At 45.5% G+C, this 21,939-nt stretch carries 25 protein-coding genes and 9 tRNA genes; 23 read left to right on the top strand and 11 right to left on the bottom strand.

The window, feature by feature from the left end:
* The first annotated feature begins 25 nt into the window (after window positions 1-25).
* The 4 genes from AC6R00_RS02110 to yggU are packed head-to-tail and all read left to right on the top strand — an operon-like array spanning window position 26 to window position 2,473.
* On the top strand, window positions 26-742 hold the full coding sequence (locus AC6R00_RS02110; RefSeq protein WP_500639186.1) for a YggS family pyridoxal phosphate-dependent enzyme: 717 nt from the start codon (window positions 26-28) through the stop codon (window positions 740-742).
* A gap of 25 nt (window positions 743-767) precedes the next feature.
* Window positions 768-1,586: a pyrroline-5-carboxylate reductase gene (proC, locus tag AC6R00_RS02105; protein ID WP_500639185.1), complete on the top strand. Its 819-nt coding sequence runs from the start codon at window positions 768-770 to the stop codon at window positions 1,584-1,586.
* Window positions 1,587-1,625: 39 nt separating this feature from the next.
* Window positions 1,626-2,183, top strand: a complete 558-nt coding sequence (locus tag AC6R00_RS02100; RefSeq protein ID WP_004742509.1) for a YggT family protein — start codon at window positions 1,626-1,628, stop codon at window positions 2,181-2,183.
* Window positions 2,183-2,473: a DUF167 family protein YggU gene (gene yggU / locus AC6R00_RS02095; protein WP_004742508.1), complete on the top strand. Its 291-nt coding sequence runs from the start codon at window positions 2,183-2,185 to the stop codon at window positions 2,471-2,473. The genes AC6R00_RS02100 and yggU overlap by 1 nt, the downstream gene beginning before the upstream one ends.
* A 135-nt stretch (window positions 2,474-2,608) precedes the next feature.
* On the opposite strand, the gene AC6R00_RS02090 is transcribed toward yggU, so the two are convergent.
* Window positions 2,609-2,914: a hypothetical protein gene (locus AC6R00_RS02090; protein ID WP_500639184.1), complete on the bottom strand. Its 306-nt coding sequence runs from the start codon at window positions 2,912-2,914 to the stop codon at window positions 2,609-2,611.
* Between the two features lie 298 nt (window positions 2,915-3,212).
* On the opposite strand from AC6R00_RS02090, the gene AC6R00_RS02085 reads away from it, so the two are divergent.
* From AC6R00_RS02085 to hemW, 3 genes are read left to right on the top strand one after another with little or no spacing between them, the layout of a single operon-like run.
* Window positions 3,213-3,644, top strand: coding sequence for a DUF4426 domain-containing protein (locus AC6R00_RS02085; protein ID WP_500639183.1), 432 nt, complete (start codon window positions 3,213-3,215; stop codon window positions 3,642-3,644).
* A 34-nt stretch (window positions 3,645-3,678) separates the two neighbouring features.
* The gene (locus tag AC6R00_RS02080) at window positions 3,679-4,284 is read left to right on the top strand and encodes an XTP/dITP diphosphatase (RefSeq protein WP_500639182.1); all 606 of its coding nucleotides are present in this window, start codon (window positions 3,679-3,681) and stop codon (window positions 4,282-4,284) included.
* Between the two features lie 18 nt (window positions 4,285-4,302).
* Window positions 4,303-5,478: a radical SAM family heme chaperone HemW gene (gene hemW / locus AC6R00_RS02075; RefSeq protein ID WP_500639181.1), complete on the top strand. Its 1,176-nt coding sequence runs from the start codon at window positions 4,303-4,305 to the stop codon at window positions 5,476-5,478.
* Window positions 5,479-5,665: 187 nt separating this feature from the next.
* Here the strand turns inward: hemW and glsB are convergent, their stop codons facing one another.
* Together glsB and trmB are read right to left on the bottom strand one after the other, a co-directional pair.
* On the bottom strand, window positions 5,666-6,586 hold the full coding sequence (gene glsB / locus AC6R00_RS02070) for a glutaminase B (protein ID WP_500639180.1): 921 nt from the start codon (window positions 6,584-6,586) through the stop codon (window positions 5,666-5,668).
* Between the two features lie 135 nt (window positions 6,587-6,721).
* On the bottom strand, window positions 6,722-7,441 hold the full coding sequence (gene trmB, locus AC6R00_RS02065; protein ID WP_500639179.1) for a tRNA (guanosine(46)-N7)-methyltransferase TrmB: 720 nt from the start codon (window positions 7,439-7,441) through the stop codon (window positions 6,722-6,724).
* Between the two features lie 189 nt (window positions 7,442-7,630).
* Here trmB and mutY point away from each other — a divergent pair, with 189 nt between their 5' ends.
* The 15 genes from mutY to AC6R00_RS01990 all read left to right on the top strand — a co-directional run bounded on the left by mutY (window position 7,631) and on the right by AC6R00_RS01990 (window position 15,232).
* Window positions 7,631-8,686: an A/G-specific adenine glycosylase gene (gene mutY, locus AC6R00_RS02060; protein WP_500639178.1), complete on the top strand. Its 1,056-nt coding sequence runs from the start codon at window positions 7,631-7,633 to the stop codon at window positions 8,684-8,686.
* A 19-nt stretch (window positions 8,687-8,705) separates the two neighbouring features.
* Window positions 8,706-8,978: an oxidative damage protection protein gene (locus AC6R00_RS02055; RefSeq protein WP_004742501.1), complete on the top strand. Its 273-nt coding sequence runs from the start codon at window positions 8,706-8,708 to the stop codon at window positions 8,976-8,978.
* A gap of 69 nt (window positions 8,979-9,047) precedes the next feature.
* Window positions 9,048-10,184: a membrane-bound lytic murein transglycosylase MltC gene (mltC, locus tag AC6R00_RS02050; protein WP_004742500.1), complete on the top strand. Its 1,137-nt coding sequence runs from the start codon at window positions 9,048-9,050 to the stop codon at window positions 10,182-10,184.
* A gap of 103 nt (window positions 10,185-10,287) precedes the next feature.
* Window positions 10,288-10,363: transfer RNA gene (locus tag AC6R00_RS02045), tRNA-Phe, on the top strand.
* A gap of 56 nt (window positions 10,364-10,419) precedes the next feature.
* Window positions 10,420-10,495: transfer RNA gene (locus AC6R00_RS02040), tRNA-Thr, on the top strand.
* Window positions 10,496-10,502: 7 nt separating this feature from the next.
* Window positions 10,503-10,578: transfer RNA gene (locus AC6R00_RS02035), tRNA-Phe, on the top strand.
* Between the two features lie 55 nt (window positions 10,579-10,633).
* A tRNA-Asn gene (locus AC6R00_RS02030) sits at window positions 10,634-10,709 on the top strand.
* 442 nt (window positions 10,710-11,151) lie between these two features.
* Complete coding sequence (locus AC6R00_RS02025; RefSeq protein ID WP_500639177.1) at window positions 11,152-12,777, top strand: methyl-accepting chemotaxis protein; 1,626 nt, start codon at window positions 11,152-11,154, stop codon at window positions 12,775-12,777.
* Window positions 12,778-12,998: 221 nt separating this feature from the next.
* A tRNA-Phe gene (locus tag AC6R00_RS02020) sits at window positions 12,999-13,074 on the top strand.
* 54 nt (window positions 13,075-13,128) lie between these two features.
* A tRNA-Thr gene (locus AC6R00_RS02015) sits at window positions 13,129-13,204 on the top strand.
* A gap of 21 nt (window positions 13,205-13,225) precedes the next feature.
* Window positions 13,226-13,301: transfer RNA gene (locus tag AC6R00_RS02010), tRNA-Asn, on the top strand.
* A 10-nt stretch (window positions 13,302-13,311) separates the two neighbouring features.
* Window positions 13,312-13,387 (top strand) — tRNA-Thr (locus AC6R00_RS02005).
* A gap of 36 nt (window positions 13,388-13,423) precedes the next feature.
* Window positions 13,424-13,499, top strand: a tRNA-Asn gene (locus AC6R00_RS02000).
* A gap of 392 nt (window positions 13,500-13,891) precedes the next feature.
* The gene (locus AC6R00_RS01995) at window positions 13,892-14,491 is read left to right on the top strand and encodes a chemotaxis protein (protein WP_500639176.1); all 600 of its coding nucleotides are present in this window, start codon (window positions 13,892-13,894) and stop codon (window positions 14,489-14,491) included.
* Window positions 14,492-14,500: 9 nt separating this feature from the next.
* Window positions 14,501-15,232, top strand: a complete 732-nt coding sequence (locus AC6R00_RS01990; RefSeq protein ID WP_500639175.1) for an oxygen-binding di-iron domain-containing protein — start codon at window positions 14,501-14,503, stop codon at window positions 15,230-15,232.
* A gap of 59 nt (window positions 15,233-15,291) precedes the next feature.
* Here the strand turns inward: AC6R00_RS01990 and AC6R00_RS01985 are convergent, their stop codons facing one another.
* The 8 genes from AC6R00_RS01985 to mlaF all read right to left on the bottom strand — a co-directional run bounded on the left by AC6R00_RS01985 (window position 15,292) and on the right by mlaF (window position 20,721).
* Window positions 15,292-16,032 (bottom strand): 1-acylglycerol-3-phosphate O-acyltransferase, encoded by a 741-nt coding sequence (locus tag AC6R00_RS01985; protein ID WP_004748583.1) that lies wholly within the window; start codon window positions 16,030-16,032, stop codon window positions 15,292-15,294.
* Between the two features lie 115 nt (window positions 16,033-16,147).
* A complete protein-coding gene (murA, locus tag AC6R00_RS01980) occupies window positions 16,148-17,407 on the bottom strand; it encodes a UDP-N-acetylglucosamine 1-carboxyvinyltransferase (protein ID WP_004748585.1) in 1,260 nt (419 codons plus the stop codon).
* A gap of 9 nt (window positions 17,408-17,416) precedes the next feature.
* A complete protein-coding gene (gene ibaG, locus AC6R00_RS01975; RefSeq protein ID WP_049845512.1) occupies window positions 17,417-17,671 on the bottom strand; it encodes a BolA family iron metabolism protein IbaG in 255 nt (84 codons plus the stop codon).
* Window positions 17,664-17,993 carry an STAS domain-containing protein gene (locus AC6R00_RS01970; protein WP_239854261.1) on the bottom strand — a complete coding sequence of 110 codons (330 nt, stop codon included), beginning with the start codon at window positions 17,991-17,993 and terminating at the stop codon, window positions 17,664-17,666. The genes ibaG and AC6R00_RS01970 overlap by 8 nt, the downstream gene beginning before the upstream one ends.
* Window positions 17,990-18,631, bottom strand: coding sequence for a phospholipid-binding protein MlaC (mlaC, locus tag AC6R00_RS01965; protein WP_239854262.1), 642 nt, complete (start codon window positions 18,629-18,631; stop codon window positions 17,990-17,992). Before mlaC ends, AC6R00_RS01970 begins: the two co-directional genes overlap by 4 nt.
* 10 nt (window positions 18,632-18,641) lie before the next feature.
* A complete protein-coding gene (mlaD, locus tag AC6R00_RS01960) occupies window positions 18,642-19,118 on the bottom strand; it encodes an outer membrane lipid asymmetry maintenance protein MlaD (RefSeq protein ID WP_239854263.1) in 477 nt (158 codons plus the stop codon).
* Window positions 19,119-19,138: 20 nt separating this feature from the next.
* Entirely contained in the window at window positions 19,139-19,924 is a 786-nt protein-coding gene (mlaE, locus tag AC6R00_RS01955; RefSeq protein ID WP_004748592.1) for a lipid asymmetry maintenance ABC transporter permease subunit MlaE, read from the bottom strand.
* Window positions 19,924-20,721, bottom strand: a complete 798-nt coding sequence (mlaF, locus tag AC6R00_RS01950) for a phospholipid ABC transporter ATP-binding protein MlaF (protein WP_500639174.1) — start codon at window positions 20,719-20,721, stop codon at window positions 19,924-19,926. Before mlaF ends, mlaE begins: the two co-directional genes overlap by 1 nt.
* A 243-nt stretch (window positions 20,722-20,964) precedes the next feature.
* Between mlaF and AC6R00_RS01945 the strand changes: the two genes are divergently transcribed.
* Window positions 20,965-21,930, top strand: coding sequence for a calcium/sodium antiporter (locus tag AC6R00_RS01945; RefSeq protein WP_500639173.1), 966 nt, complete (start codon window positions 20,965-20,967; stop codon window positions 21,928-21,930).
* Window positions 21,931-21,939: the final 9 nt, after the last annotated feature.

Genomic DNA, 21,939 nt, shown 5'->3' with positions numbered 1-21,939 from the left:
TTAAAATCCTTAAGTAAAATCTGCTATGACTAGTATTCAACAAAACATTGAACAGATCACCTCACAGATTGAGGGCGCACAACAAAAGTGTGGACGCGGTCGAGACACAGTGCAACTTCTGGCAGTAAGTAAAACTAAGCCAGTCGAGGCAATTTTAGAGGCAGCCCAAGCCGGGCAAGTCTCTTTTGGCGAGAACTATGTGCAGGAAGGCGCAAACAAAGTCGAGTATTTTGCCGAGCACCATCCACAGTTAGAGCTTGAGTGGCACTTTATCGGTCCAATCCAGTCGAATAAATCACGCCATGTTGCTGAGAACTTTGCTTGGGTTCATACCGTTGATAGAGCCAAGATTGCTAAGCGTCTCAACGAGCAAAGACCTGATGATATGGCACCAATACAAGTGCTAATCCAAGTCAACACCAGCGGTGAAGATTCGAAATCAGGCATCAATGATGATGAAATCTTTGAGCTAGCAGAGTTGATTTCTAACCTGCCCAACCTCACTTTAAGAGGATTGATGTCAATTCCGGCTAACGTCTCAGACTATGCCTCACAGCTAGAAGCCTTTACTCAGCTAGCTGAACTAAAAGAGAAGCTTGCGCAGCGTTTTCCAGAGCAAAACATCGATACCTTATCAATGGGTATGAGCGGCGATATGCAAGCAGCGATTGAAGCTGGCAGTACTATGGTACGTATCGGCACAGCGATATTTGGCGCACGAGATTACAGTAATAGAGCGTAAGCGCTTCACAAGGAATACAACAGTAATGGAACATAAGAAAATTGCCTTTATTGGCGCAGGAAACATGGTTAAAGCCATAGTGTCGGGCTTAGTGGCTGATGGTTATCCAGCGGAGCTCATTACAGCGACTGCGCCATCAGAGACGCGCCGAGTGCCTTTAGAGCAAGAGTTTGGAATTCGTACCACCGATGACAACACCCAAGCTGCGCAGCAAGCAGACGTTGTCGTACTGTCGGTAAAACCTCAAATGATGGAAGAAGTGTGTAAACCACTGCAAGACATCAATTGGTCACAAAAACTGGTGATTTCCATTGCTGCTGGTATTCAAAGTGCTCGCTTTGACCAAATGCTTGATTGTGAACTTAACCTTGTACGCGTCATGCCGAACACGCCTTCGCAACTCGGACTAGGTATGAGTGGCCTTTATGCGCCAGAAAAAGTATCGCAGCAAGACAAAACCTTCGCCGCAGCGCTAATGGAATCATGCGGCAAAGTATGCTGGGTTGAACATGAATCTGGCATCAACAATATTATTGCGGCGGCCGGCAGCGCACCTGCGTATTTCTTCTTGTTTATGGAAGCAATGCAAGCTGAAGCCATCGCTCAAGGTTTTGATAAACAAACGGCTCGCTTGCTGGTACAACAATCGGCTCTTGGCGCTGCTAGCATGGTTGAAGGTAATCCCGATACTGAACTTTCAACCCTGCGTGAGAACGTGACTTCAAAAGGTGGCACCACCGCAGAAGCGCTGCGAACATTCAACCAACATCAACTTTCAGATATAGTAGCCAAAGCGATGCAAGCCGCGGTTTCACGCGCTGAAGAGATGGAAAAATTATTTTAAATGACCAGAGCAATAGTCTCTAGACAATAAGGGTAACCTATGAATTCAATGAGTTTTCTGATTTCCACCCTGTTTGATCTCTACATCATGGTGGTGATCTTACGTATTTGGTTACAAGCTGCCCGTGCAGACTTCTATAACCCGTTTTCGCAATTTATCGTCAAGGCTACTCAACCAGTGATTGCACCGCTACGTCGTGTAATCCCTTCTGTCGGCAGCCTTGATTTAGCGACTCTGCTATTTGCCTATGTGCTTTGTGTGCTTAAATTTGTCGCGCTTATTCTAGTCGCTTCAAATGGCTCCGTTTCATTCAGTGCTGACTTCCTATTCTTAGGTCTATTGTCATTGGCTAAAGCAGCAGGCGGCTTATTGTTCTGGGTGCTATTAATCCGCGCAATTCTAAGCTGGGTGAGCCAAGGCCGAAGCCCAATTGAGTATGTTTTCCATCAACTAACAGAGCCTATGCTAGCGCCGATTCGTCGTATTATTCCTGCGATGGGTGGCTTTGACCTAAGCGTACTGGTTCTGTTTATTGCGCTACAGTTTGCCAATTTCTTGATGGGTGACCTGATCGGCCCTATCTGGTTCCAACTATAATGTCACAAGCAGCTTGGTTTGATGGTGAAGACCTTGTTATCCGGCTCTATATTCAGCCGAAAGCAAGTCGAGATAAGATTGTAGGTCAACACGGCGAGGAACTGAAAATAGCGATTACAGCGCCTCCTGTCGATGGTAAAGCCAACGCTCATCTAAGTAAGTATCTCGCCAAGCAATTTAAGGTGGCAAAGGGATTAATAACAATAGAAAAAGGCGAGCTGGGCAGACATAAACAAGTCCGAATCAGCTCTCCATCCCAAATACCTAACGAGATAGAAGCCATCCTATGATGGCTTCTAAGGTAATCACTCTTTTAATGGGAATGAAAGCTTGTCTCTAAATCAGTCTAATTTCAATGTTCTGAACTACTTTGGCTTATAAAACGAAGTTCAAGAAAGCTACAAAGAGATAAATATTCATTGCACTCATTCTGCAATATATTTCTTACCGTCAATCCATAATTGTGGAGCACCACCAGAAGTCCTAAGCTGTACATCTGCGTGTTCATATGTTTTAGGAAGACGCTTGCCTTCCCACTCAATAGTACCTTCGCTAAGCTCTACAGTACTTCCACCTAAACTTGCGGAACCTTGAGAACCAGAAAAGCCACATGTTGACCATTCTTCTGCATCTCTAGTCTCACTAGTCATCATAGTTTGGCCATTCGAGGACACGGCACAGGCTTCTCCTGAACTCCAACTCCACGCATGAGCTTGAACAGTAGTAGTCATGAGTAAGGTGATAGACAATCTACTTAGTATAACTTTCATAATATCTATATAGTTGTAGTGTGTTTAAAGAAGATAATATATCAGTAACATATTCAATAATCCCTTAGTTTCATAAAATATATACTTATGACAAATTAATATCGGTAATTCTATTTTTTGATTTATTAAAGTTTAACAAATCAAGTCTTGACGTAATTGAACAAACAATCATATCTCTACATTCTAGGATTTAAGAAAGCCTAACGAAGAGCTACCATATCGCTATATGTTTACTATCAACTACAACAAAGGAAGCGACATGAAACAATGGATCACTCTTATTCTTGCTACAGCCCTAGCCCTACCAGCATGGGCCGGTCAGTTTAAAACCATCAAAGATGCTGAAGTGCATTATTCAGCCTTTAACTCTACATTTTTAACCCCTCAAGTCGCGCGCAGCTACAAACTCAAGCGCAATGGCTACTCAGCTATTCTCAATATAAGCGTGTTAGATAACTCTCAAGTGGGCAAACCTGCGATCACCGCAGAGATTTCTGGCAGCGCAAAAAACCTGATTGGTCAAACGCGCGAACTCAGCTTCCGCGAAGTGAAAGAAGGCAGTGCTGTTTACTATCTTGCTGAGTTTCCAATCTCAGACGAAGAGCAACTCACCTTCAACATTGACGTTAGCGCTGGTAATAAAGGCGCAGGGGCATTAAAGTTCACCCAAAAATTTTATGTCGAAGAATAGAAGTCGACAGTCGAGAAATAGATAAGGCGATACGATGAAAAGCAATAAGATTGTTCTAGCGACCGGTAACCAAGGCAAAGTGCGCGAAATGGCAGATTTACTGTCTGACTTTGGTTTTGATGTTGTTGCTCAAAGCGAGTTCAATGTGTCTGAAGTAGCAGAGACAGGAACAACATTCATTGAAAACGCTATTATCAAAGCGCGCCATGCAGCTAAAGAAACGGGGCTTGCCGCTATCGCCGATGATTCAGGTCTTGAAGTCGATTTTTTAAAGGGTGCGCCTGGTATCTACTCGGCTCGTTATGCAGGCGAAGACGCAAGCGATCAGCAGAACCTAGAAAAACTGCTTGAAGCCATGAAAGATGCCCCAGAAGAGCAACGCACTGCTCGCTTCCACTGCGTGCTAGTACTGATGCGTCATGAGAACGACCCAACCCCAATCGTCTGTCACGGTAAATGGGAAGGCCGTATCTTGACTAAAGCACACGGCGAGAATGGCTTTGGCTACGACCCTGTATTCTTCGTCCCTGAAGATAATTGCGCTTCAGCAGAGCTAGAACCTACACGTAAAAAACAGCTTTCGCATCGCGGCAAAGCATTGAAGCAACTTTTTGCGACGCTATCTGAGCAAGCGGTCTAGGTCATCTTTTTCACCACTATGAATCAGTTAATTCCACCAGCACTGAGTCTTTATGTACACATCCCGTGGTGTGTGCAAAAGTGTCCTTATTGCGACTTTAACTCGCACGCGCTCAAAGCAGATATTCCAGAGGAAGAGTACATTGCAGCCCTGCTACAAGATTTAGATGCAGATATTGAGCGCTACCAGATTGCAGACAATCAGCGCCAACTGCACTCGATTTTTATTGGTGGCGGAACGCCAAGTCTGATTTCAGCCCAAGGGATCGCAGACTTGTTGCAAGGTATCGAGGCACGAATCCCATTCAAGTCAGACATCGAAATCACAATGGAAGCCAACCCCGGAACCATAGAAGCAGAGCGTTTTGCTGGCTACCAAAAGGCGGGGGTGACTCGAATATCTGTGGGTGTACAAAGTTTTGAGCAGCAGAAACTAGAACGGCTTGGGCGTATTCACGGCCAAGATGAAGCGGTAAATGCTGCTAAGCTTGCCCACAAAATTGGCCTTAACAGCTTTAACCTCGATCTTATGCATGGCCTACCGGATCAGTCTGTTGATCAAGCACTTAGCGATCTTGAAAAGGCGATCGAGCTCGATCCCCCCCACTTATCTTGGTATCAGTTGACGATCGAGCCAAACACCATGTTCTACTACAAGCAGCCAACTTTGCCTGACGACGATGATTTGTGGGATATCTTTGAGTTAGGGCATAAAAAGTTAGCTGACGCAGGCTATGTGCAGTACGAGATTTCAGGCTACAGCAAACCCGGTTATCAATGTCAGCACAATCTCAACTACTGGCGTTTTGGTGACTATCTAGGCATTGGTTGTGGCTCGCACGGTAAGATAAGCTTTGCGGATGGTCGCATTGTACGTACCACCAAGATTAAGCATCCTAAGGGCTATCTTGCCGCTTACGATAATATGGTTAAGCCTTATCTCAACAGCGAACAAGAAGTCGCTGTTGAAGACCGCCCATTCGAGTTCTTTATGAACCGCTTCCGCCTGATAGAAGCGTGCCCAAAACAAGACTTCTTAGATACAACAGGGCTTGGCTTTGCAGCCATTCAAGGAACCATAGACTGGGCGGTTGAGATGGGCTACATCGACGAGAGTGAAACCCACTGGCAGGTCACCGAGAAAGGCAAACTGTTCCTCAACGATTTACTAGAAGCGTTTATGGTGGAAGAGTAGAAGCGAGAAGCGAGAAGCGAGAAGCGAGAAGCGAGAAGCGAGAAGCGAGAAAAAATTAAAGGGTTGGTGCAGTGCGTCAACCCTTTTCGTTTCAATAGGTCAATCCCGTGATCCTCTCGAAGGGCGAAGCCCGTTCCCGATTCTCGCGGGCGCAGCCCGATCTCGGAGCAAAGCGTTCTTCAAACCTCTAAAAAATCGATCGCCCAATACGCTCTGCTAACAGTTCTAGCGCTTTGGTTCCTGCCAACGAGTTACCTGATGGATCCAGTTCTGGTGACCAAACAGCAATCGTCATTTCACCCGGAACAACGGCCATAATGCCACCCCCGACACCCGACTTTCCTGGCATACCCACTCGATACGCAAACTCACCGGCACCATCGTATAGACCACAGGTCGCGAGCAAAGCATTCAGTTGCTTGGTTTGAGTTGGGGTAATCACCGGCTTTCCTGTCTGAACTGAGCTCCCTTTATTGGCAAGGTAACTAAAGGTTTTTGCCAAATCGACACAGCTCATCTTGAGGGCACACGCATGGAAATAGTTGTTTAAAACTGGGATGACTTCATTTTCAAAGTTACCAAACGAACGCATTAGATAGGCAATTGCCGCATTGCGGTCGCTGTGCATCATCTCTGAAGCAGCCACAACCTTGTCATAACAGATATGAGTATCACCAGACAACTGGCGAACAAACTCTAATAAGCGCTGGCGAGGAGCCGACAAGCGACTATTGAGCAAATCCGCGACAACAATGGCTCCGGCATTGATAAACGGATTGCGCGGAATGCCCTGCTCCATTTCAAGCTGAATAAGAGAGTTAAAAGCTTGCCCAGAAGGCTCTTTGCCAACACGAGTCCAAATCTCTTCAGGTTGATACAAACACATCGCTAGCGTCAGGCTAAGCGCTTTGGAGATTGATTGAATAGAAAATGCTTCATCAGCATCCCCCGCTTTAATCACTTCACCCTGATTGGTAAAAACAGCAATACCCAACTTAGAAGCGGGTACTTTCGCTAAGGCGGGGATGTAGTTAGCAACCTTACCTTGGCCGATAAGTGGGCGAACCTCTTCTAGAATCTCTTGTAATATTTGTTGTGTCGGTTTCATCGGCAACCTTAAAAATCAATCAGTTATTATTATTTTCTTGTAGGGTCAAAAAAGCCAACATAGGCATGTTGGCTTTTAAATTCTATTCGATGCGCTGCTCTCGTCTTCAGAAAGCAGCCATTGCATTCGTTTTGGTTATTTTACGCGCTTAAACTTAATATCCCAAACGCCATGACCTAAACGGTGACCACGTGCTTCAAATTTTGTTAGCGGGCGCTCATCTGGACGAGGTACAAAATCGCCTTGTTCTGCAATATTTTTGTAACCCGGCGCTTCGTTCATCACTTCAATCATATGCTCAGCGTAGTTCTCCCAGTCTGTTGCCATATGGAAGATACCTTCACCTTCGATAAGCTTCTGGCGAACCATTTCAGCAAAGTCTAACTGAACGATACGACGCTTGTGGTGACGCTTTTTGTGCCATGGATCTGGGAAGAATAGCTGTAGAGTCGCTAAGCTGCTGTCAGGAATCATGTTAGCGAAAACTTCTACCGCATCGTGACACATTACGCGCAGGTTAGTAATGCCTGCGTCTCGCGCATCTGAAAGACATGCACCAACGCCTGGACTATGCACTTCAATACCGATGAAGTTCTTCTCAGGAGCGTTTTTCGCCATTTCTACTAGCGACGCGCCCATGCCAAAACCAATTTCTAGAACGACAGGGTTGTCATTACCAAACACTTCTTTCCAATCAAGAAGCTGTTCTTGGTAATCAATACCCATCGTCGGCCAGCACTCATTCATCGCGTTTTCTTGACCCTTGGTCAAACGACCTTCGCGTCGAACAAAGCTGCGAACTTTGCGTATCAGTTTACCGTCTTCGTTGTACTCGTTAGTGGTCACTTCACTCATGATTTTGCCTGTTTAAAAATTGGTCTCGCCTCAAAGGGATTGTGATTATCCAAAGAATTGCTATCGGTGCAAGTTTTTTAGCGAATTTCAGCTTGGTTCGCTTATATCCTTACTCTTTATCGGTTGTACTTTACCCTCAACTTATGATGCAATTTTGTTTAATTACACAACAACAATATTGAGCATATCGTGACCCCATTTGCCAGTGCCATCTTAGATTGGTACGAAAACTATGGACGTAAGAGCCTACCTTGGCAGCAGGATAAAACTGCTTATAGCGTATGGCTATCAGAAATCATGTTGCAGCAAACTCAGGTTGCAACCGTGATTCCCTATTACCAACGGTTTCTAGAGCGCTTTCCGACCGTGGTTGACCTTGCCAATGCAGAGCAAGATGAGGTTCTTCACCTCTGGACAGGTTTAGGTTATTACGCTCGTGCTAGAAACCTGCACAAAGCCGCCAAAATTGTCGCGCAAGAATATGATGGTCATTTTCCATTAGATATCGAGCAGATGAATGCCCTGCCGGGAATCGGCCGCTCGACCGCTGCGGCAGTCCTTTCGTCCGTATACAAACAGCCTCATGCTATTTTAGATGGCAACGTCAAAAGAACCCTAGCGCGAAGTTTTGCCGTAGAAGGCTGGCCAGGGCAAAAGAAGGTCGAAAATCAACTTTGGCAATACGCCGAAGAACACACACCGGATGTCGATGTCGATAAGTATAACCAAGCCATGATGGATATGGGGGCGATGGTCTGCACTCGCAGCAAACCAAAATGTACATTGTGCCCTGTTGAATCTTATTGCATCGCTAATAAGCAAGGTAACCCACTCGATTATCCGGGTAAAAAACCTAAGAAAGACAAGCCAATAAAAGAAACTTGGTTTGTAATGCTGCACTACCAAGGGCAAGTTTGGCTAGAACAGCGCCCTCAATCCGGTATTTGGGGTGGTTTGTTCTGCTTTCCTGAAAATCCAGATGCAGAGCTTGCGCATCAGCTTGATATTCGAGGAGTGTCTTCGAAAATGATTGAGCAGCAAACTCAACTGATTGCCTTTCGCCATACCTTTAGCCATTACCACCTCGATATCACACCAATTTTGGTAGACCTATCAAAGCAACCTCATGTGATAATGGAAGGAAGCAAAGGTCTTTGGTATAACTTATCGCAACCTGAAGAGATTGGCTTAGCCGCACCAGTAAAACAGTTACTGGAAAGCTTACCATTCGAACTTCAAAGCTAATTATTGTTAAGGAGTCGTTATGAGCCGCACTGTATTTTGTGCTCGACTACAAAAAGAAGCCGATGGATTAGATTTCCAACTTTATCCAGGCGAGCTAGGCAAACGTATTTTTGATAACATTTCAAAACAAGCTTGGGCTGAGTGGCAACACAAGCAGACCATGTTGATCAATGAAAAGAAGCTCAACATGATGGATCCTGAGCACCGCAAGTTGATCGAAACCGAAATGGTTAACTTCCTGTTTGAAGGTAAAGACGTTCATATCGAAGGCTACACTCCACCAAGCGAGTAACGAATAGCCCAAGTTGAAACAGAGAAATGACATCATTGCCCGCAGTGATGTCATTTTTTTAGGAGAGTTATGAGAAAGTTAGCATACTTTTTAATTGCAGTGACACTGACAGGCTGTAGCCGCGAGTTTGTTGAAAGCCTTTATGATGTCAATTACGAACCGACCAATAGATTTGCAAAGAACCTTGCAGAGCTACCGGGGCAATTTCAGAAAGATACTGCAGCTCTCGATGCGCTCATCAGCAGCTTTTCTGGCAACATTGAAAAACGCTGGGGACGTGGCGAAATTAAATTTGCTGGCAAAAGCAATTACGTAAAGTACATCGATAACTATCTTAGCCGCTCCGAAGTCAACTTTGATAAAGGCTTGATTACTATAGAAACCGTCTCTCCGACTGATCCAAAGAGACATCTTAAAAACGCGATCGTTACTACCCTACTCACTCCTGATGATCCCGCTAACGTCGATCTGTTTTCTTCCAAAGACGTCAAACTTGAAGGACAACCTTTTCTCTACCGACAAGTGGTCGATCAAGACAAAAAGGCAATTCAATGGTCTTGGCGCGCCAATCGTTTCGCTGATTATCTGATCGCTAATAAGCTAAAAGTGAAAAATGTCGACTTTAAGAAAGCGTATTACGTCGAAATTCCGATGGTCGAAGAGCAATTTGAGATCCGGAGTTACAAATACGCCGACATTGTTCAACGCGCTTCACGTAAATATGACATCCCAGAAGACCTGATCTACGCAATCATCAAAACAGAAAGCAGCTTCAATCCATATGCGGTTAGCTGGGCGAATGCGTATGGCTTGATGCAAGTCGTGCCAAAAACAGCCGGAAAAGACGTCTTCAAGTTAGTAAAGAAAAAGTCAGGACAACCTTCACCGGAATACCTGTTTAATCCAGAGAACAATATCGATACCGGTACCGCCTATTTCTATATTCTCAAAAATCGCTACCTGAAGGATGTCAGCCACCCACTTTCATTGGAGTACAGCATGATTTCTGCTTACAACGGGGGCACAGGTGGTGTACTCAATACCTTCAATCGCAATGACCGTAAACGTGCAATGCGCGATCTTAACTCCCTGCAACCCAATCAAGTTTATTGGGCATTAACCAAAAAGCACCCTAATGCGGAAGCACGTCGTTATCTCGAAAAAGTTACCAAATTCAAAAAGGATTTTAACTCAGGCAAAACATAATCATCAAAAACGCCTAAATAATCGGCACTCAACCACTTTTTTGAATTTTTTTCTAAAAACAAGTTGACGGCAAGACCGAAAATCCGTTTAATAGCGCTCCGTCGCCCGGATAGCTCAGTCGGTAGAGCAGAGGATTGAAAATCCTCGTGTCGGTGGTTCGATTCCGCCTCCGGGCACCACAATTTGATTGTTGGTGTCTAAGACATCAATAAGTTAGCAAAAAGAATATTAGTGTGCCGACTTAGCTCAGTAGGTAGAGCAACTGACTTGTAATCAGTAGGTCACCAGTTCGATTCCGGTAGTCGGCACCATTCTTTTGCCTCGATAGCTCAGTCGGTAGAGCAGAGGATTGAAAATCCTCGTGTCGGTGGTTCGATTCCGCCTCGAGGCACCATTATTTGGTGCTTAACAAATAGTGGTCTTACAGACCTGTTGTTAACACAAATAATTCCCCCTTAGTTCAGTTGGTAGAACGGCGGACTGTTAATCCGTATGTCGCAGGTTCGAGTCCCGCAGGGGGAGCCATATTAGAGAAAGCCTCATCGCAAGATGAGGCTTTTTCGTTTCTACTGCTCCTGGTTTGTTCCAAACCAATGTCTCAGAGCTAGCCGCCCGCGTTGAGTTCCAACAAGGGGAGCCATATTAAAGAAAGCCTTATCGCAAGATGAGGCTTTTTTCGTATATCCCCCAAAGTATTCATTTCCCATTGCCAAGATTCACCGTCGTTGTTTCACCTTGGCTTGTCGTTCTACTCAATTCTCTTACTATTAAAATTGCCACCTACGTCGAGTTTATGCTTGTGCTGTCGTAAAAAACGACTTATTTCACGCTAAAAATTTAATCTAAATCATAGTTTGAACTCAGTCTGCTATTAGGTTTAGAGCATCTCAAATAAGATGACAAGAATATTACAATAAGACACCAACTTCGTTTTCGTTCGAAATCGACCTATTGATGAGCAATTTTTATGAAACTTAAGACACAAGCTTATTTATTATCAGGAATTATCTTGATCGCCTTGCTTGCGTTAACCGCAACAGGTCTCTGGACTCTTCGCGTGGCAAGTAACTTAGACAACAAGGCTCGCGTAACAGAATTGTTCCGCAGCGCCTACAGTATCCTTACTGAAGTCGAACAGATGGCGATCGACGGCACGCTTGAAGAGCAACAAGCTAAAGCACTAGCAACGCGCTTACTGCGCAACAACATCTACAAAGACAATGAGTATGTTTACGTTGCCGATGAGAAGATGACCTTTGTGGCCACCCCTCTTGATCCACAACTCCATGGAACGAGTTTCCATGACTTCAAAGATGGCGACGGCAACAGCGTTGGGCAACTCATTCTCGACGTACTAGGGCGCAAAACTGGACAGATGGTTGAGTATACTTGGACGCAGAAACAACCAGATGGCAGCATCGAAGAGAAACTGTCTATCGCAGAAAAAACTCCTCATTGGAGCTGGGTGGTAGGCACAGGTATCGGCTTTAATGAAGTCAATGCTCGCTTCTGGTCTACGGCGCAATGGCAGCTGGTACTCTGTTTGGGTATTGCGAGCGCAATCTTAGCCACATTAATTGTGTCAATCCGCCGTATGCTCACTCTTCTTGGTGGAGAGCCACAAGAAGTGCGCCGAGCGGTGCAAGAAGTCGCGAAGGGCAACATCCAGACAACGTTTGAAAATCAAGCCGATGATGGCAGTATTTACCAAGCGGTTCAACAAATGAGCCAGTCTTTAGCTCAGCTAGTGGGTAACCTTGAAAGTTCTATGCATGATTTACGCAGCGAGTTGGCGAGCGTAGAAGATCGCGCGGGAAGTATTGCGCAGCTAACTGATTCTCAACAACAATCTACTGCAATGATCGCTACAGCAATGACAGAAATGGCCTCTTCAGCAAGCAATGTTGCCGATTCAGCCAGTGATACTGCAAGAAACACCGATGAAGCTGACAAACAGAGCCAACATACTCAGCACCTGATTCATAATACTGTCGATAATATTCAAGGGTTAGCCACTCAATTAGGTACAGCGAGCCAAGCGGTGGCAGATCTAGATAACGATGTAAATAATATCGTTAAGGTTCTCGATGTTATTGGTGATATTGCCGAGCAAACTAACCTGCTAGCGCTTAATGCGGCTATCGAAGCAGCCCGCGCTGGTGAGCAAGGCCGTGGTTTCGCAGTGGTTGCCGATGAGGTTCGTAACCTAGCGGGTCGAACCCAAGACAGCACCAAAGAAATTCAGCAGATGATTAGCAACCTGCAAGAAGGCTCACGCAACGCAATCCAGACTATGGAAGTCTGTGCAGAAACCAGTGAAAGCACTGTTCAAGAGTCGCAAAATGCTTCTGAGGCATTGCAGCAAATCGTTGTCGCTCTAGAGTCTATTACCCAGATGAGTCAGCAAATTGCCACTGCGGCGGCAGAGCAGACTCAAGTGAGTGATGATATTTCTCAACGAATCAACATGATTGAAGAGAGCGGCAACCAGTTAAGTGGCGTCGTTACTGAGAGTCATAACAGCACTCAAAGCCTAGCAAGATTAGCGAATGAGCTAGAAAACTGGGTTAGCAAGTTTACTGTTAAGCACTAATTCCGCTTGGAGTAGCAAAAAGCACGCCTCTTCGCGTGCTTTTTTGTTGTCTAAACTGGACTATTTCACCTATTAGAGCGTATAACGCCTGTTGTCCTCTATACATTTAATATCCAAAATGGATAAAAACAGCCCATTAAGTATAGAAAAACAACAAACGATATTTTTTTTGCATTTTAATGTTGACCTAAAGCACGAAAAGCCGTTTAATACACCTCGTCGCCCGGATAGCTCAGTCGGTAGAGCAGAGGATTGAAAATCCTCGTGTCGGTGGTTCGATTCCGCCTCCGGGCACCACAATTTATTTGTTGGTGTCTAAACAAGACAACAACAAGAAAAGAAATAACGTGCGCCGACTTAGCTCAGTAGGTAGAGCAACTGACTTGTAATCAGTAGGTCACCAGTTCGATTCCGGTAGTCGGCACCATTTCTTTTCCTAATGGACAATTCCTCCTTAGCTCAGTTGGTAGAGCGACGGACTGTTAATCCGCAGGTCGCTGGTTCGAGCCCAGCAGGAGGAGCCACTTTTAGTGTGCCGACTTAGCTCAGTAGGTAGAGCAACTGACTTGTAATCAGTAGGTCACCAGTTCGATTCCGGTAGTCGGCACCATTTATTATCCTTAAGAATTCGTTCTTAAAGCATAATTCCCCCTTAGTTCAGTTGGTAGAACGGCGGACTGTTAATCCGTATGTCGCAGGTTCGAGTCCCGCAGGGGGAGCCACTTTCAAGAAGCCAAGTCGAAAGACTTGGCTTTTTTCGTTTTTAACTGCGACTTACTTGTACCAAGTAAATGTCTCAGAGCTAGCCGCCCGCGTTGAGTCCCGACAGGGGGGAACCATATTAGAAAAAGCCTCATCGCAAGATGAGGCTTTTTCGTTTCTACTGCTCCTAGTTTGTTCCAAACCAATGTCTCAGCCGAAGCGTCGGACCGTCCTAGCCGGCCGCGTTGAGTTCCGACAGAGGGAGCCATATTTGAAAGTGCCTCATCGCAAGATGAAGCTTTTTGTTGTCAGCCCTCCCTCACCTACCCCATTGTCGGTAATTCCTCAAGCACATTGGAAAAAGCCATCTTAGCTTCCTATATTTACTCCATAATATTTATAAGGAAATATCATGGCTAGGAAGCAACTGTTTGTCATTGCTGCGGAGATCTCTGCAGAACTTAATCGTGGTGTACTTATTGCGAAGCAGCTCCAGCTTGTTGCAAGCAATGCCCGCGCCTTGGCTTTACGTGCTGGGGAAAGTGCGGCTGGTTTCCACCCTATCACTGATTCCATTGACGAACTTGTACGCCTTACTCTCAATGCTTCTAGCAGCATCAATCTAAAGGCGCAGAGGCTCAGCAAGATAGCCACCGCTGAAGCGCGCTCTCGTACTGTTCTGAATCATTTTGAAACCGTCTATACGCGCTCACAAGGGGCGGCTTACCTTCATAGCCTTGATGCTACCCGCTCTCGATGTTTTGAAGAAGCAGAGCAGCTCAGCCAGACCTTTGTCCAAGACTCTAAAGAACTCAGCACACTTCTTAATACGCTCCATAGCGAGCTGAGAGTTGCCTTAATTATTTCAACCTTGCTAAGCGTTGAAGCCTCACAAGTGGAAGAGCGCTTTAAAGGGCAACTGAACTCTATCGCCGACAGTGTCCAAGAGTCTGCGGAAGCTATCCGTAGCCATGTTCTGCAATCCCTCAAATTATTCTCGTTGTTCGAGTAAAGGAATACTATGCAATCAAAAGTCTTATTTAGAGATGATGAACACCGTTGGCTCATGTTTGCCCGCGATCCTCATAAACCGGAAAAGATCATCGATACCAATCAATATATGATCGTCAACAAACGACAAGCGATTCTGCTTGATCCCGGTGGTATAGAGATGTTTTCTTCCATGCTCAGCAGCGTCGTCAAGGAAGTACCGACAGATCAAATTAAGTATCTGTTCGCTTCTCACCAAGATCCGGACATCATCTCCTCTCTCGGCTTATGGGATAAAGCTTTGCCAAGCGCGACCTTATACTCTCCTTGGCTATGGGAAGGCTTTATCCGTCACTTTGGTATGGAATCTATCTCCTTTTCACCAATCAAAGATGAAGGTGGGCGCTTATCGCTTGCTGACATAGACATCGAATTTATTCCCGCTCACTACATGCACTCATCAGGGAATTTCTCCGTCTATGATCGTAAAGCCAAGATTTTAATGTCGGGGGATATTGGGGCGGCGCTCGATGTACCCAATGCGCCCTTGTTTGTCGAAGACTTTGAAGCTCATATTCCAAAGATGGAGTACTTCCATCGACGTTGGATGCCATCAAATAAAGCCAAGAGCGCTTGGATTGAACGAGTGCGAAACCTTGATATCGATATGATTTGTCCGCAGCACGGTGGGATTTTTAAAGGTGATAATGTCCAGTGCTTCTTAGCTTGGCTTGATGAGCTCGATGTGGGCATTGCGGTGTAGACGATGAGACACAAAAAAGCCAGTCACTCTGGACTGGCTCTCTATTCGCTTGCTCTAGGCTAGGCTTTCACACCTTGCTGTTGGTTTAGCATAGCGACCTCTTTATCAAGCGACTCTAGCTTAGCTTTCATCTGCTCACGACATGTATTCGCGAGTTCACGAACATTCTCTTTGCCGTAATCTTCGACTTGTACTGGAGGCAACATTTCAATAATAACGTGGCCATTGTTCCAACGGTTGAGTTTAACACCACCTGTCGAGCTACACACAATAGGAATGATTGGTAGCTTAGCGCCAATAGCAGCATGGAAAGCACCTGTTTTGAAAGGTAGTAGACCACGGCCTCGCGAACGAGTCCCTTCTGGGAACATCCAAACAGATACGTCACTGTTGTTGAGGCTATCGACTACCTGATCGATCGTCCCTTTCGCTTTAGAGCGGTTAGCACGGTCGATAAGAATATTCCCCGTTAGCCAGTACAACTGACCAAACAGCGGCATCCAAGCTAGGCTCTTTTTACCTACTGTCACAACTTTCGGTGTTACCGCTGATGAGACAGTAAACAAATCCCAGTTGTTCTGGTGGTTGGCGATATAGATATGCTGACCACGTTTATAAGCGTCTTCAGGAATGCGCAGTTCAAGCTTAATACCGAACACTCTCGACATTTTTCCGAATAGACGACCAAAGGTAAACACGTGCTTTGGATTACGTGGGCTCAGTAAGCAATAGCCACAGCCAAAAATAAACATCACAATTGCAAATATCGCAACAGCCAATACACGTAATAGTGCAATCATTGTGGTTCTCCAAAATAGAGAGTCATTTATCAGTTGAGCAGACTCTAACTGATCTATCATTCATAAAAAAGCCGAAACTCGCGTTTCGGCTTACAAGCGTTAGCTGATTCTATCTTTAATCGCGAAAACGTTCAATATTTGCGCCTAAGGCAGACAGCTTGTCTTCAATTTTGTCGTAACCACGATCAATGTGGTAGATACGGTCAACAATGGTTTCGCCATTCGCAATACAACCGGCGATGACCAAACTTGCTGAAGCACGAAGATCGGTTGCCATCACTTGTGCACCGCTTAGCTCATCCACGTCACCACAAATAACAGTATTGCCTTCAATCTCTGCTTTAGCGCCCATACGCATCAGCTCAGGCACATGCATAAAGCGGTTCTCGAAGATATTTTCGGTGATAACACCACCGCCTTTGGCCATTAGATTAAGCAGCGTGAACTGAGCCTGCATATCGGTTGGGAAGCCTGGGTGTGGCGCAGTGCGAACGGTCACCGCTTTTAGGTCTCTACCCGTCATATCGACAGTGATCCAGTCTTCACCTGTCTCAACCATTGCGCCTGCTTCTTCTAACTTAGCCAGTACCGCTTCAAGCAAGTGCGCTTTGGTGTTGCGACACGTTACTTTACCACCTGAAACCGCTGCCGCGACTAGGAAAGTACCCGTTTCAATACGGTCTGCAACCACTGAGTGCTTACCACCACCTAGGCGCTCAACGCCTTCAATAGTGATTGTATCTGTACCTGCGCCAGAGATCTTGGCCCCCAGCTTGTTAAGGAAGTCAGCAGTATCAACAATCTCAGGCTCACGAGCAGCGTTATCCAAAACTGTTTTACCTTCCGCCAAAGTAGCTGCACACATAATTGTAATCGTTGCGCCAACGCTGACTTTGTCCATAACAATGTGAGCACCTTTAAGGCGACCATCAACATTCGCTTTAACGTAGCCGTCTTCAAGCGTAATCGTCGCGCCAAGCTGCTCTAGACCGTGAATGTGCAAATCAACCGGACGTGCACCAATCGCACAGCCACCAGGTAATGAGACCTGACCTTGACCGAAACGAGCCACTAATGGACCTAAAGCCCAGATTGAAGCACGCATCGTTTTAACTAAGTCGTAAGGTGCGCAGTATTCATTAATACAGCTTGGATCAACATGAACCGAGCCATTGCGCTCGACTTTAGCACCGAGTCGCTCTAGTAGCTCCATCGTTGTGTCGATATCACGCAAGCGAGGCACATTGGCCACTTCAACTGGCTCTTCAGCCAAGATAGACGCAAATAAAATTGGCAGTGCAGCGTTTTTTGCACCAGAAATGGTTACTTCACCTACAAGAGGTTTGTTAGAACCCGTAACTCGAAACTTTTCCATTATTAAACCTTACAGTGACATCAACTTCTTATCACGAGCCCACTCTTCTGGAGTGAATGCCTTGATAGAGACGGCGTGGATGTCATTTCTTTGGATGTATTCCATCAGTGGTGCATAAATTAGCTGTTGTTTTTTAACGCGACTCATTCCATCGAAACAAGCATCAACAGCAACTACTTCATAATGACTGCCTTCGCCTTTCACGTGCAGCTCTTCTAATTTAAGTGCTTCGTTTAAAATCTGTTGTACTTTTGCGCTATCCACAATTCACCCCTGTAGTATTCTTTAAATGCCCTGCAATGAGTTCATCGACATTGCTCAACTGAAATAATGTGCGCAGTTGTTCCGGCACGAAACTGAGCATTATATGACAGTTTTGTTTTTTTGCATTCTCAATTAGATGAATTAGCATCACCATTCCAGCAGAGTCTATTCTTGTTAAGCCCTCAAGCGAGACTTCAACCCGCTCGCTAGCGAGCTGTAACGTTTGAAGAGACTGCCACAGTTTAGGCACAGTATCTCGATTTAGGTCACCGGTTAGTGAGTACTGACCGTCATGATTTTTCTGCCATTTCGGTTCCATCATTGAGTTTTACTCTCAAGTCGAATTGGTTGCTTAGCGAGCTCTTCAAGCTCTTGAGCGACTGACAGAATGCCTTCTTGGCGAAGCTTAGTGCTCCACTCAGACTGTTTGCTAGAAAGAAGGCTGATCCCTTCGGCAATCATGTCAAATGCTTGCCACTCGCCACTTTTCTTGTCACGACGTAGCTTAAATTCCAACTTAATGTTTGGTCGTGGTGTATCAACGATGTCGACTTTGATGCTGGTAATGCTCTTTTTAGGGTCAAGCTTTGGCTCTGGACCAAACTCGATCGTCTGATCAGTATATTGGGTCAATACTTGCGCGTAAGAGCTAACTAAGTAGGCTCGAAATGCGACGATAAACTTCCCTACATCCTCACGTTTTGCCCCTTTTAAATTAGGGCCAAGTAGTTTCAAAGCCGCATACTTTTCGTTGACGTAAGGCATCAATTCTTCATCAACAATTAGTTTGAGATGATTAGGATCTTGCTGCACCTGATCTTGCTCTGCTTTTAGGCGAGCGAAAGCATGCTCTGACACTTGTTTCATCATCTGATAAGGTTGAGTCTTATCAATTGGCTGTGCAGCAGCATTAAACGCCAAAAACATTGAAAACAGAGTAAGTACTAACTTTCTCAACATAATTCTCTCCTTACTCTTCAGAACCACCAACGCTATACAAAACTTGTCCAATCAAATCTTCTAGCACCAAAGCGGACTTGGTATCTTCGATATAGTCGCCTTCCACCAGCATTTGCTCATCTTCAAATACAAAGCCCGGTGTTAAACCAATGTACTGCTCGCCAATTAGACCTGAAGTTAAAATCTTCACGCTCGACGTTTCTGGAAACTGGTTGTATGTGCTGTTGATTGCCATAGAAACAACAGGTAGTAAAGACTCACTATTGAGACCAATACTGGTTACGCGCCCGACTACCACTCCGCCAACCTTAACTGGGGAACGTACTTTTAAGCTGCCAATGTTATCGAACTCGGCTTTGAGAGTATAAGTATCGTTAGAGCCGAGCCCCTTTACGTCAGCAACTTGAAAAATCATCACCAGAATTGCGCAAATTCCAGCGAGAACGAAGCTACCAACCCATAATTCAATCTTGCGAGTTTGTTGCATGATTAGTTCCCAAACATCATTTAATTACCAAACATCAAGGCCGTTAGTACGAAGTCTAGACCAAGTACAGCCAAAGAAGAGTGGACAACGGTGCGAGTCGTCGCACGACTGATCCCTTCCGAAGTAGGAATCGCATCGTATCCATTAAAAAGCGCTATCCAAGTAACAGTTATCGCGAACACTAAGCTCTTAATCATACTGTTACCAATATCTTGTCCAAGTTCGACTGAGGCTTGCATTGCCGACCAGAAACTGCCATGGTCAATCCCTTTCCAATCAACCCCGACTAATTGACCACCCCATATACCGACAGCCATAAAAATCATCGCTAGCAGTGGCATAGAGATAACGCCAGCCCAGAACCGAGGCGCGATGACTCTTTTGAGTGGATCAACCGCCATCATTTCCATGCTCGATAGCTGCTCAGTCGCTTTCATCAAACCAATTTCAGCCGTTAACGCTGAGCCTGCACGCCCAGCGAACAATAATGCTGTTACTACAGGCCCCAACTCTCGAAGCAAAGAGAGCGCAACCATCTGGCCTAAAGCACCTTCAGCGCCAAAGTCGACCAAGATGACATAACCTTGCAGACTCAACACCATACCGATGAAAAGACCTGATAAAACAATAATAATCAGAGATTGAACGCCAACGCTGTAGAGTTGTTTAACCAGTAGAGGTAAATTTTTGAGTGGCTGGGGCCGACTCGCTAATGCGCCAAACAGCATCAAGCTTGCTCTACCAAATGCTTCACACACCGACATAGTGCGGCGGCCAATCGAAGCTACGAAATTCGCTAAGCCCATTATAAGAACAGCTCCTTAGCTAAAGGTTGAGATGGGAAACGAAATGGCACTGGACCATCCGCATCCCCTTTAAGAAACTGCTGCACTTGTGGATCCATATTGGCGCGTAACTCTTGTGGCGTTCCGCTCGCAATCACTTTACCGTTGGCCAAGATATACACCCAGTCCGCAATACTCATCACTTCAGGAACATCATGCGACACGACGATAGAGGTAACACCTAACGCCTGATTTAAGTTACGAATCAGCTCCACCAACACGCCCATCGTTATCGGGTCTTGGCCAACAAAAGGTTCATCGTACATGATGAGATCGGGGTCAAGAGCGATCGCTCGAGCTAAAGCAGCACGTCTTGCCATCCCCCCAGAGAGTTCACTTGGCATTAACTCCGCTGCACCACGTAATCCGACAGCTTCTAATTTAAGCAGAACTAAAGTGCGAATAATCGACTCGTCCAACTCGGTATGCTCACGCAATGGAAAGGCGACATTGTCAAACACTGACAAGTCAGTAAACAAGGCACCAGATTGGAACAGCATGCTCATTTTCTTGCGCTCTTGATAGAGCTTGCGTCGGCCTAAAGTGGGGATATTGTTACCATCAAACCAAATATCACCGCTCTCAGGGTAGATTTGGCCGCCGATAAGACGCAGCAAGGTTGTTTTACCAATCCCTGATGGACCCATGATCGCAGTCACTTTACCTTTAGGTACACGTAGACTGACGTTATCAAAGATCTTGCGCTCGCCACGAGAAAACGTTAGCTGCTTAACGGTGACTAGGTCTTTAGATTCCATGCTGGACTCATATTTGTTCCTTTAAGAATGGGCAATCATAAGCACATTCAAATTGAATTTAAAGCACTGTTCAATTAAATGTGAGTTATTCGAATTCTGACTCTATCGCCCGCCTACTCTACCTTAGTGGCTCCAATTACGTATTTGGTTAACAATTAATTGAATGAACTGCTTTTCTTTTTACCCCCAAACCGTCAAAATTAACGGTTAAATTCTCTCGTTGTATATTGATTAGGAATCATCATGCTTGAAGCCGTTGTGTTTCTCATTATTGGATTGGTATTTTTGGTTTGGAGTGCCGACAAACTGGTGTTTGGTGCTGCTGCTCTGGCTCGTAACGTAGGTATTTCTCCTCTCGTTATCGGTATGACCATCCTTGCTATGGGCTCTTCAGCACCTGAAATGATGGTTTCTGCCACTGCAGCTCTCGATGGTAAAACAGATACTGCTGTAGGTAACGTCCTAGGCTCAAACATCGCCAATATCGCATTAATCTTAGGCATCACCGCACTAATCAAGCCACTCTCAATCAGCTCAGGTGTTCTACGCCGCGAATTACCTTTGATGATCGGAGTAACGCTTTTAGCAGGTGTTCTATTGTGGGATAGCCACTTAGGCTTCTACGAAGGTGTATTACTGTTTGCTCTTTTTGCCGCTTTTATCCTCACTATGCTGCGCATCAGCCGTAGCGAGAAAAAGAACGGCGATGCATTCATTGAAGAGCAAGAATCCGAAGTACCAGAAGGCGTAAGTAACGGTAAAGCGGCGATGTGGGTAGTGATCGGCCTGATTGTTTTGCCACTCGCTGCCGATGTATTAGTCGACAATGCGGTGATCATTGCTCAATACTTTGGCATGAGCGATCTAGTGATAGGCCTGACGATTATTGCGGTTGGTACTAGCTTACCTGAACTAGCGGCTTCTCTTGCTGGCGTTATGAAAGGTGAAGATGACATGGCAGTCGGTAACATCATTGGCTCGAACGTATTCAATATTCTCGCAGTCATGGGCATCCCTGGCATTCTAAATCCATCAATTTTAAGTGAATATGCAATGGGGCGTGATTTCTGGGTCATGCTTGGCGTCTCACTACTGCTTGTTGCGATGGCGCTAGGTAAATCTCGTAGCATTAATCGTTTTGAAGGCGCAGCCCTATTCTGCTGCTTTATTGGCTACCAAGCCTACTTAATTATGAACATGACCGCCTAAAAACCTGTT

This window comes from Vibrio sp. R10-SF1-ISO8, assembly GCF_059833805.1.
This window is presented reverse-complemented; position numbering and strand designations above follow the sequence as displayed.

Bases quoted from the DNA above. Each gene is read 5' to 3' on its own strand.
- AC6R00_RS01985 (WP_004748583.1), bottom strand. From the start codon at position 16,032: ATGATTGCACTATTACGTGTATTGGCTGTTGCGATATTTGCAATTGTG.
- AC6R00_RS02100 (WP_004742509.1), top strand. From the start codon at position 1,626: ATGAATTCAATGAGTTTTCTGATTTCCACCCTGTTTGATCTCTACATC.
- AC6R00_RS02085 (WP_500639183.1), top strand. From the start codon at position 3,213: ATGAAACAATGGATCACTCTTATTCTTGCTACAGCCCTAGCCCTACCA.
- mltC (WP_004742500.1), top strand. From the start codon at position 9,048: ATGAGAAAGTTAGCATACTTTTTAATTGCAGTGACACTGACAGGCTGT.
- AC6R00_RS02025 (WP_500639177.1), top strand. From the start codon at position 11,152: ATGAAACTTAAGACACAAGCTTATTTATTATCAGGAATTATCTTGATC.
- glsB (WP_500639180.1), bottom strand. From the start codon at position 6,586: ATGAAACCGACACAACAAATATTACAAGAGATTCTAGAAGAGGTTCGC.
- mlaF (WP_500639174.1), bottom strand. From the start codon at position 20,721: ATGGAATCTAAAGACCTAGTCACCGTTAAGCAGCTAACGTTTTCTCGT.
- AC6R00_RS02110 (WP_500639186.1), top strand. From the start codon at position 26: ATGACTAGTATTCAACAAAACATTGAACAGATCACCTCACAGATTGAG.
- AC6R00_RS01945 (WP_500639173.1), top strand. From the start codon at position 20,965: ATGCTTGAAGCCGTTGTGTTTCTCATTATTGGATTGGTATTTTTGGTT.
- trmB (WP_500639179.1), bottom strand. From the start codon at position 7,441: ATGAGTGAAGTGACCACTAACGAGTACAACGAAGACGGTAAACTGATA.
- AC6R00_RS02080 (WP_500639182.1), top strand. From the start codon at position 3,679: ATGAAAAGCAATAAGATTGTTCTAGCGACCGGTAACCAAGGCAAAGTG.
- murA (WP_004748585.1), bottom strand. From the start codon at position 17,407: ATGGAAAAGTTTCGAGTTACGGGTTCTAACAAACCTCTTGTAGGTGAA.
- AC6R00_RS02090 (WP_500639184.1), bottom strand. From the start codon at position 2,914: ATGACTACTACTGTTCAAGCTCATGCGTGGAGTTGGAGTTCAGGAGAA.
- proC (WP_500639185.1), top strand. From the start codon at position 768: ATGGAACATAAGAAAATTGCCTTTATTGGCGCAGGAAACATGGTTAAA.
- AC6R00_RS02055 (WP_004742501.1), top strand. From the start codon at position 8,706: ATGAGCCGCACTGTATTTTGTGCTCGACTACAAAAAGAAGCCGATGGA.
- hemW (WP_500639181.1), top strand. From the start codon at position 4,303: ATGAATCAGTTAATTCCACCAGCACTGAGTCTTTATGTACACATCCCG.
- yggU (WP_004742508.1), top strand. From the start codon at position 2,183: ATGTCACAAGCAGCTTGGTTTGATGGTGAAGACCTTGTTATCCGGCTC.
- AC6R00_RS01970 (WP_239854261.1), bottom strand. From the start codon at position 17,993: ATGATGGAACCGAAATGGCAGAAAAATCATGACGGTCAGTACTCACTA.
- AC6R00_RS01995 (WP_500639176.1), top strand. From the start codon at position 13,892: ATGGCTAGGAAGCAACTGTTTGTCATTGCTGCGGAGATCTCTGCAGAA.
- AC6R00_RS01990 (WP_500639175.1), top strand. From the start codon at position 14,501: ATGCAATCAAAAGTCTTATTTAGAGATGATGAACACCGTTGGCTCATG.
- mlaD (WP_239854263.1), bottom strand. From the start codon at position 19,118: ATGCAACAAACTCGCAAGATTGAATTATGGGTTGGTAGCTTCGTTCTC.
- mlaC (WP_239854262.1), bottom strand. From the start codon at position 18,631: ATGTTGAGAAAGTTAGTACTTACTCTGTTTTCAATGTTTTTGGCGTTT.
- mlaE (WP_004748592.1), bottom strand. From the start codon at position 19,924: ATGGGCTTAGCGAATTTCGTAGCTTCGATTGGCCGCCGCACTATGTCG.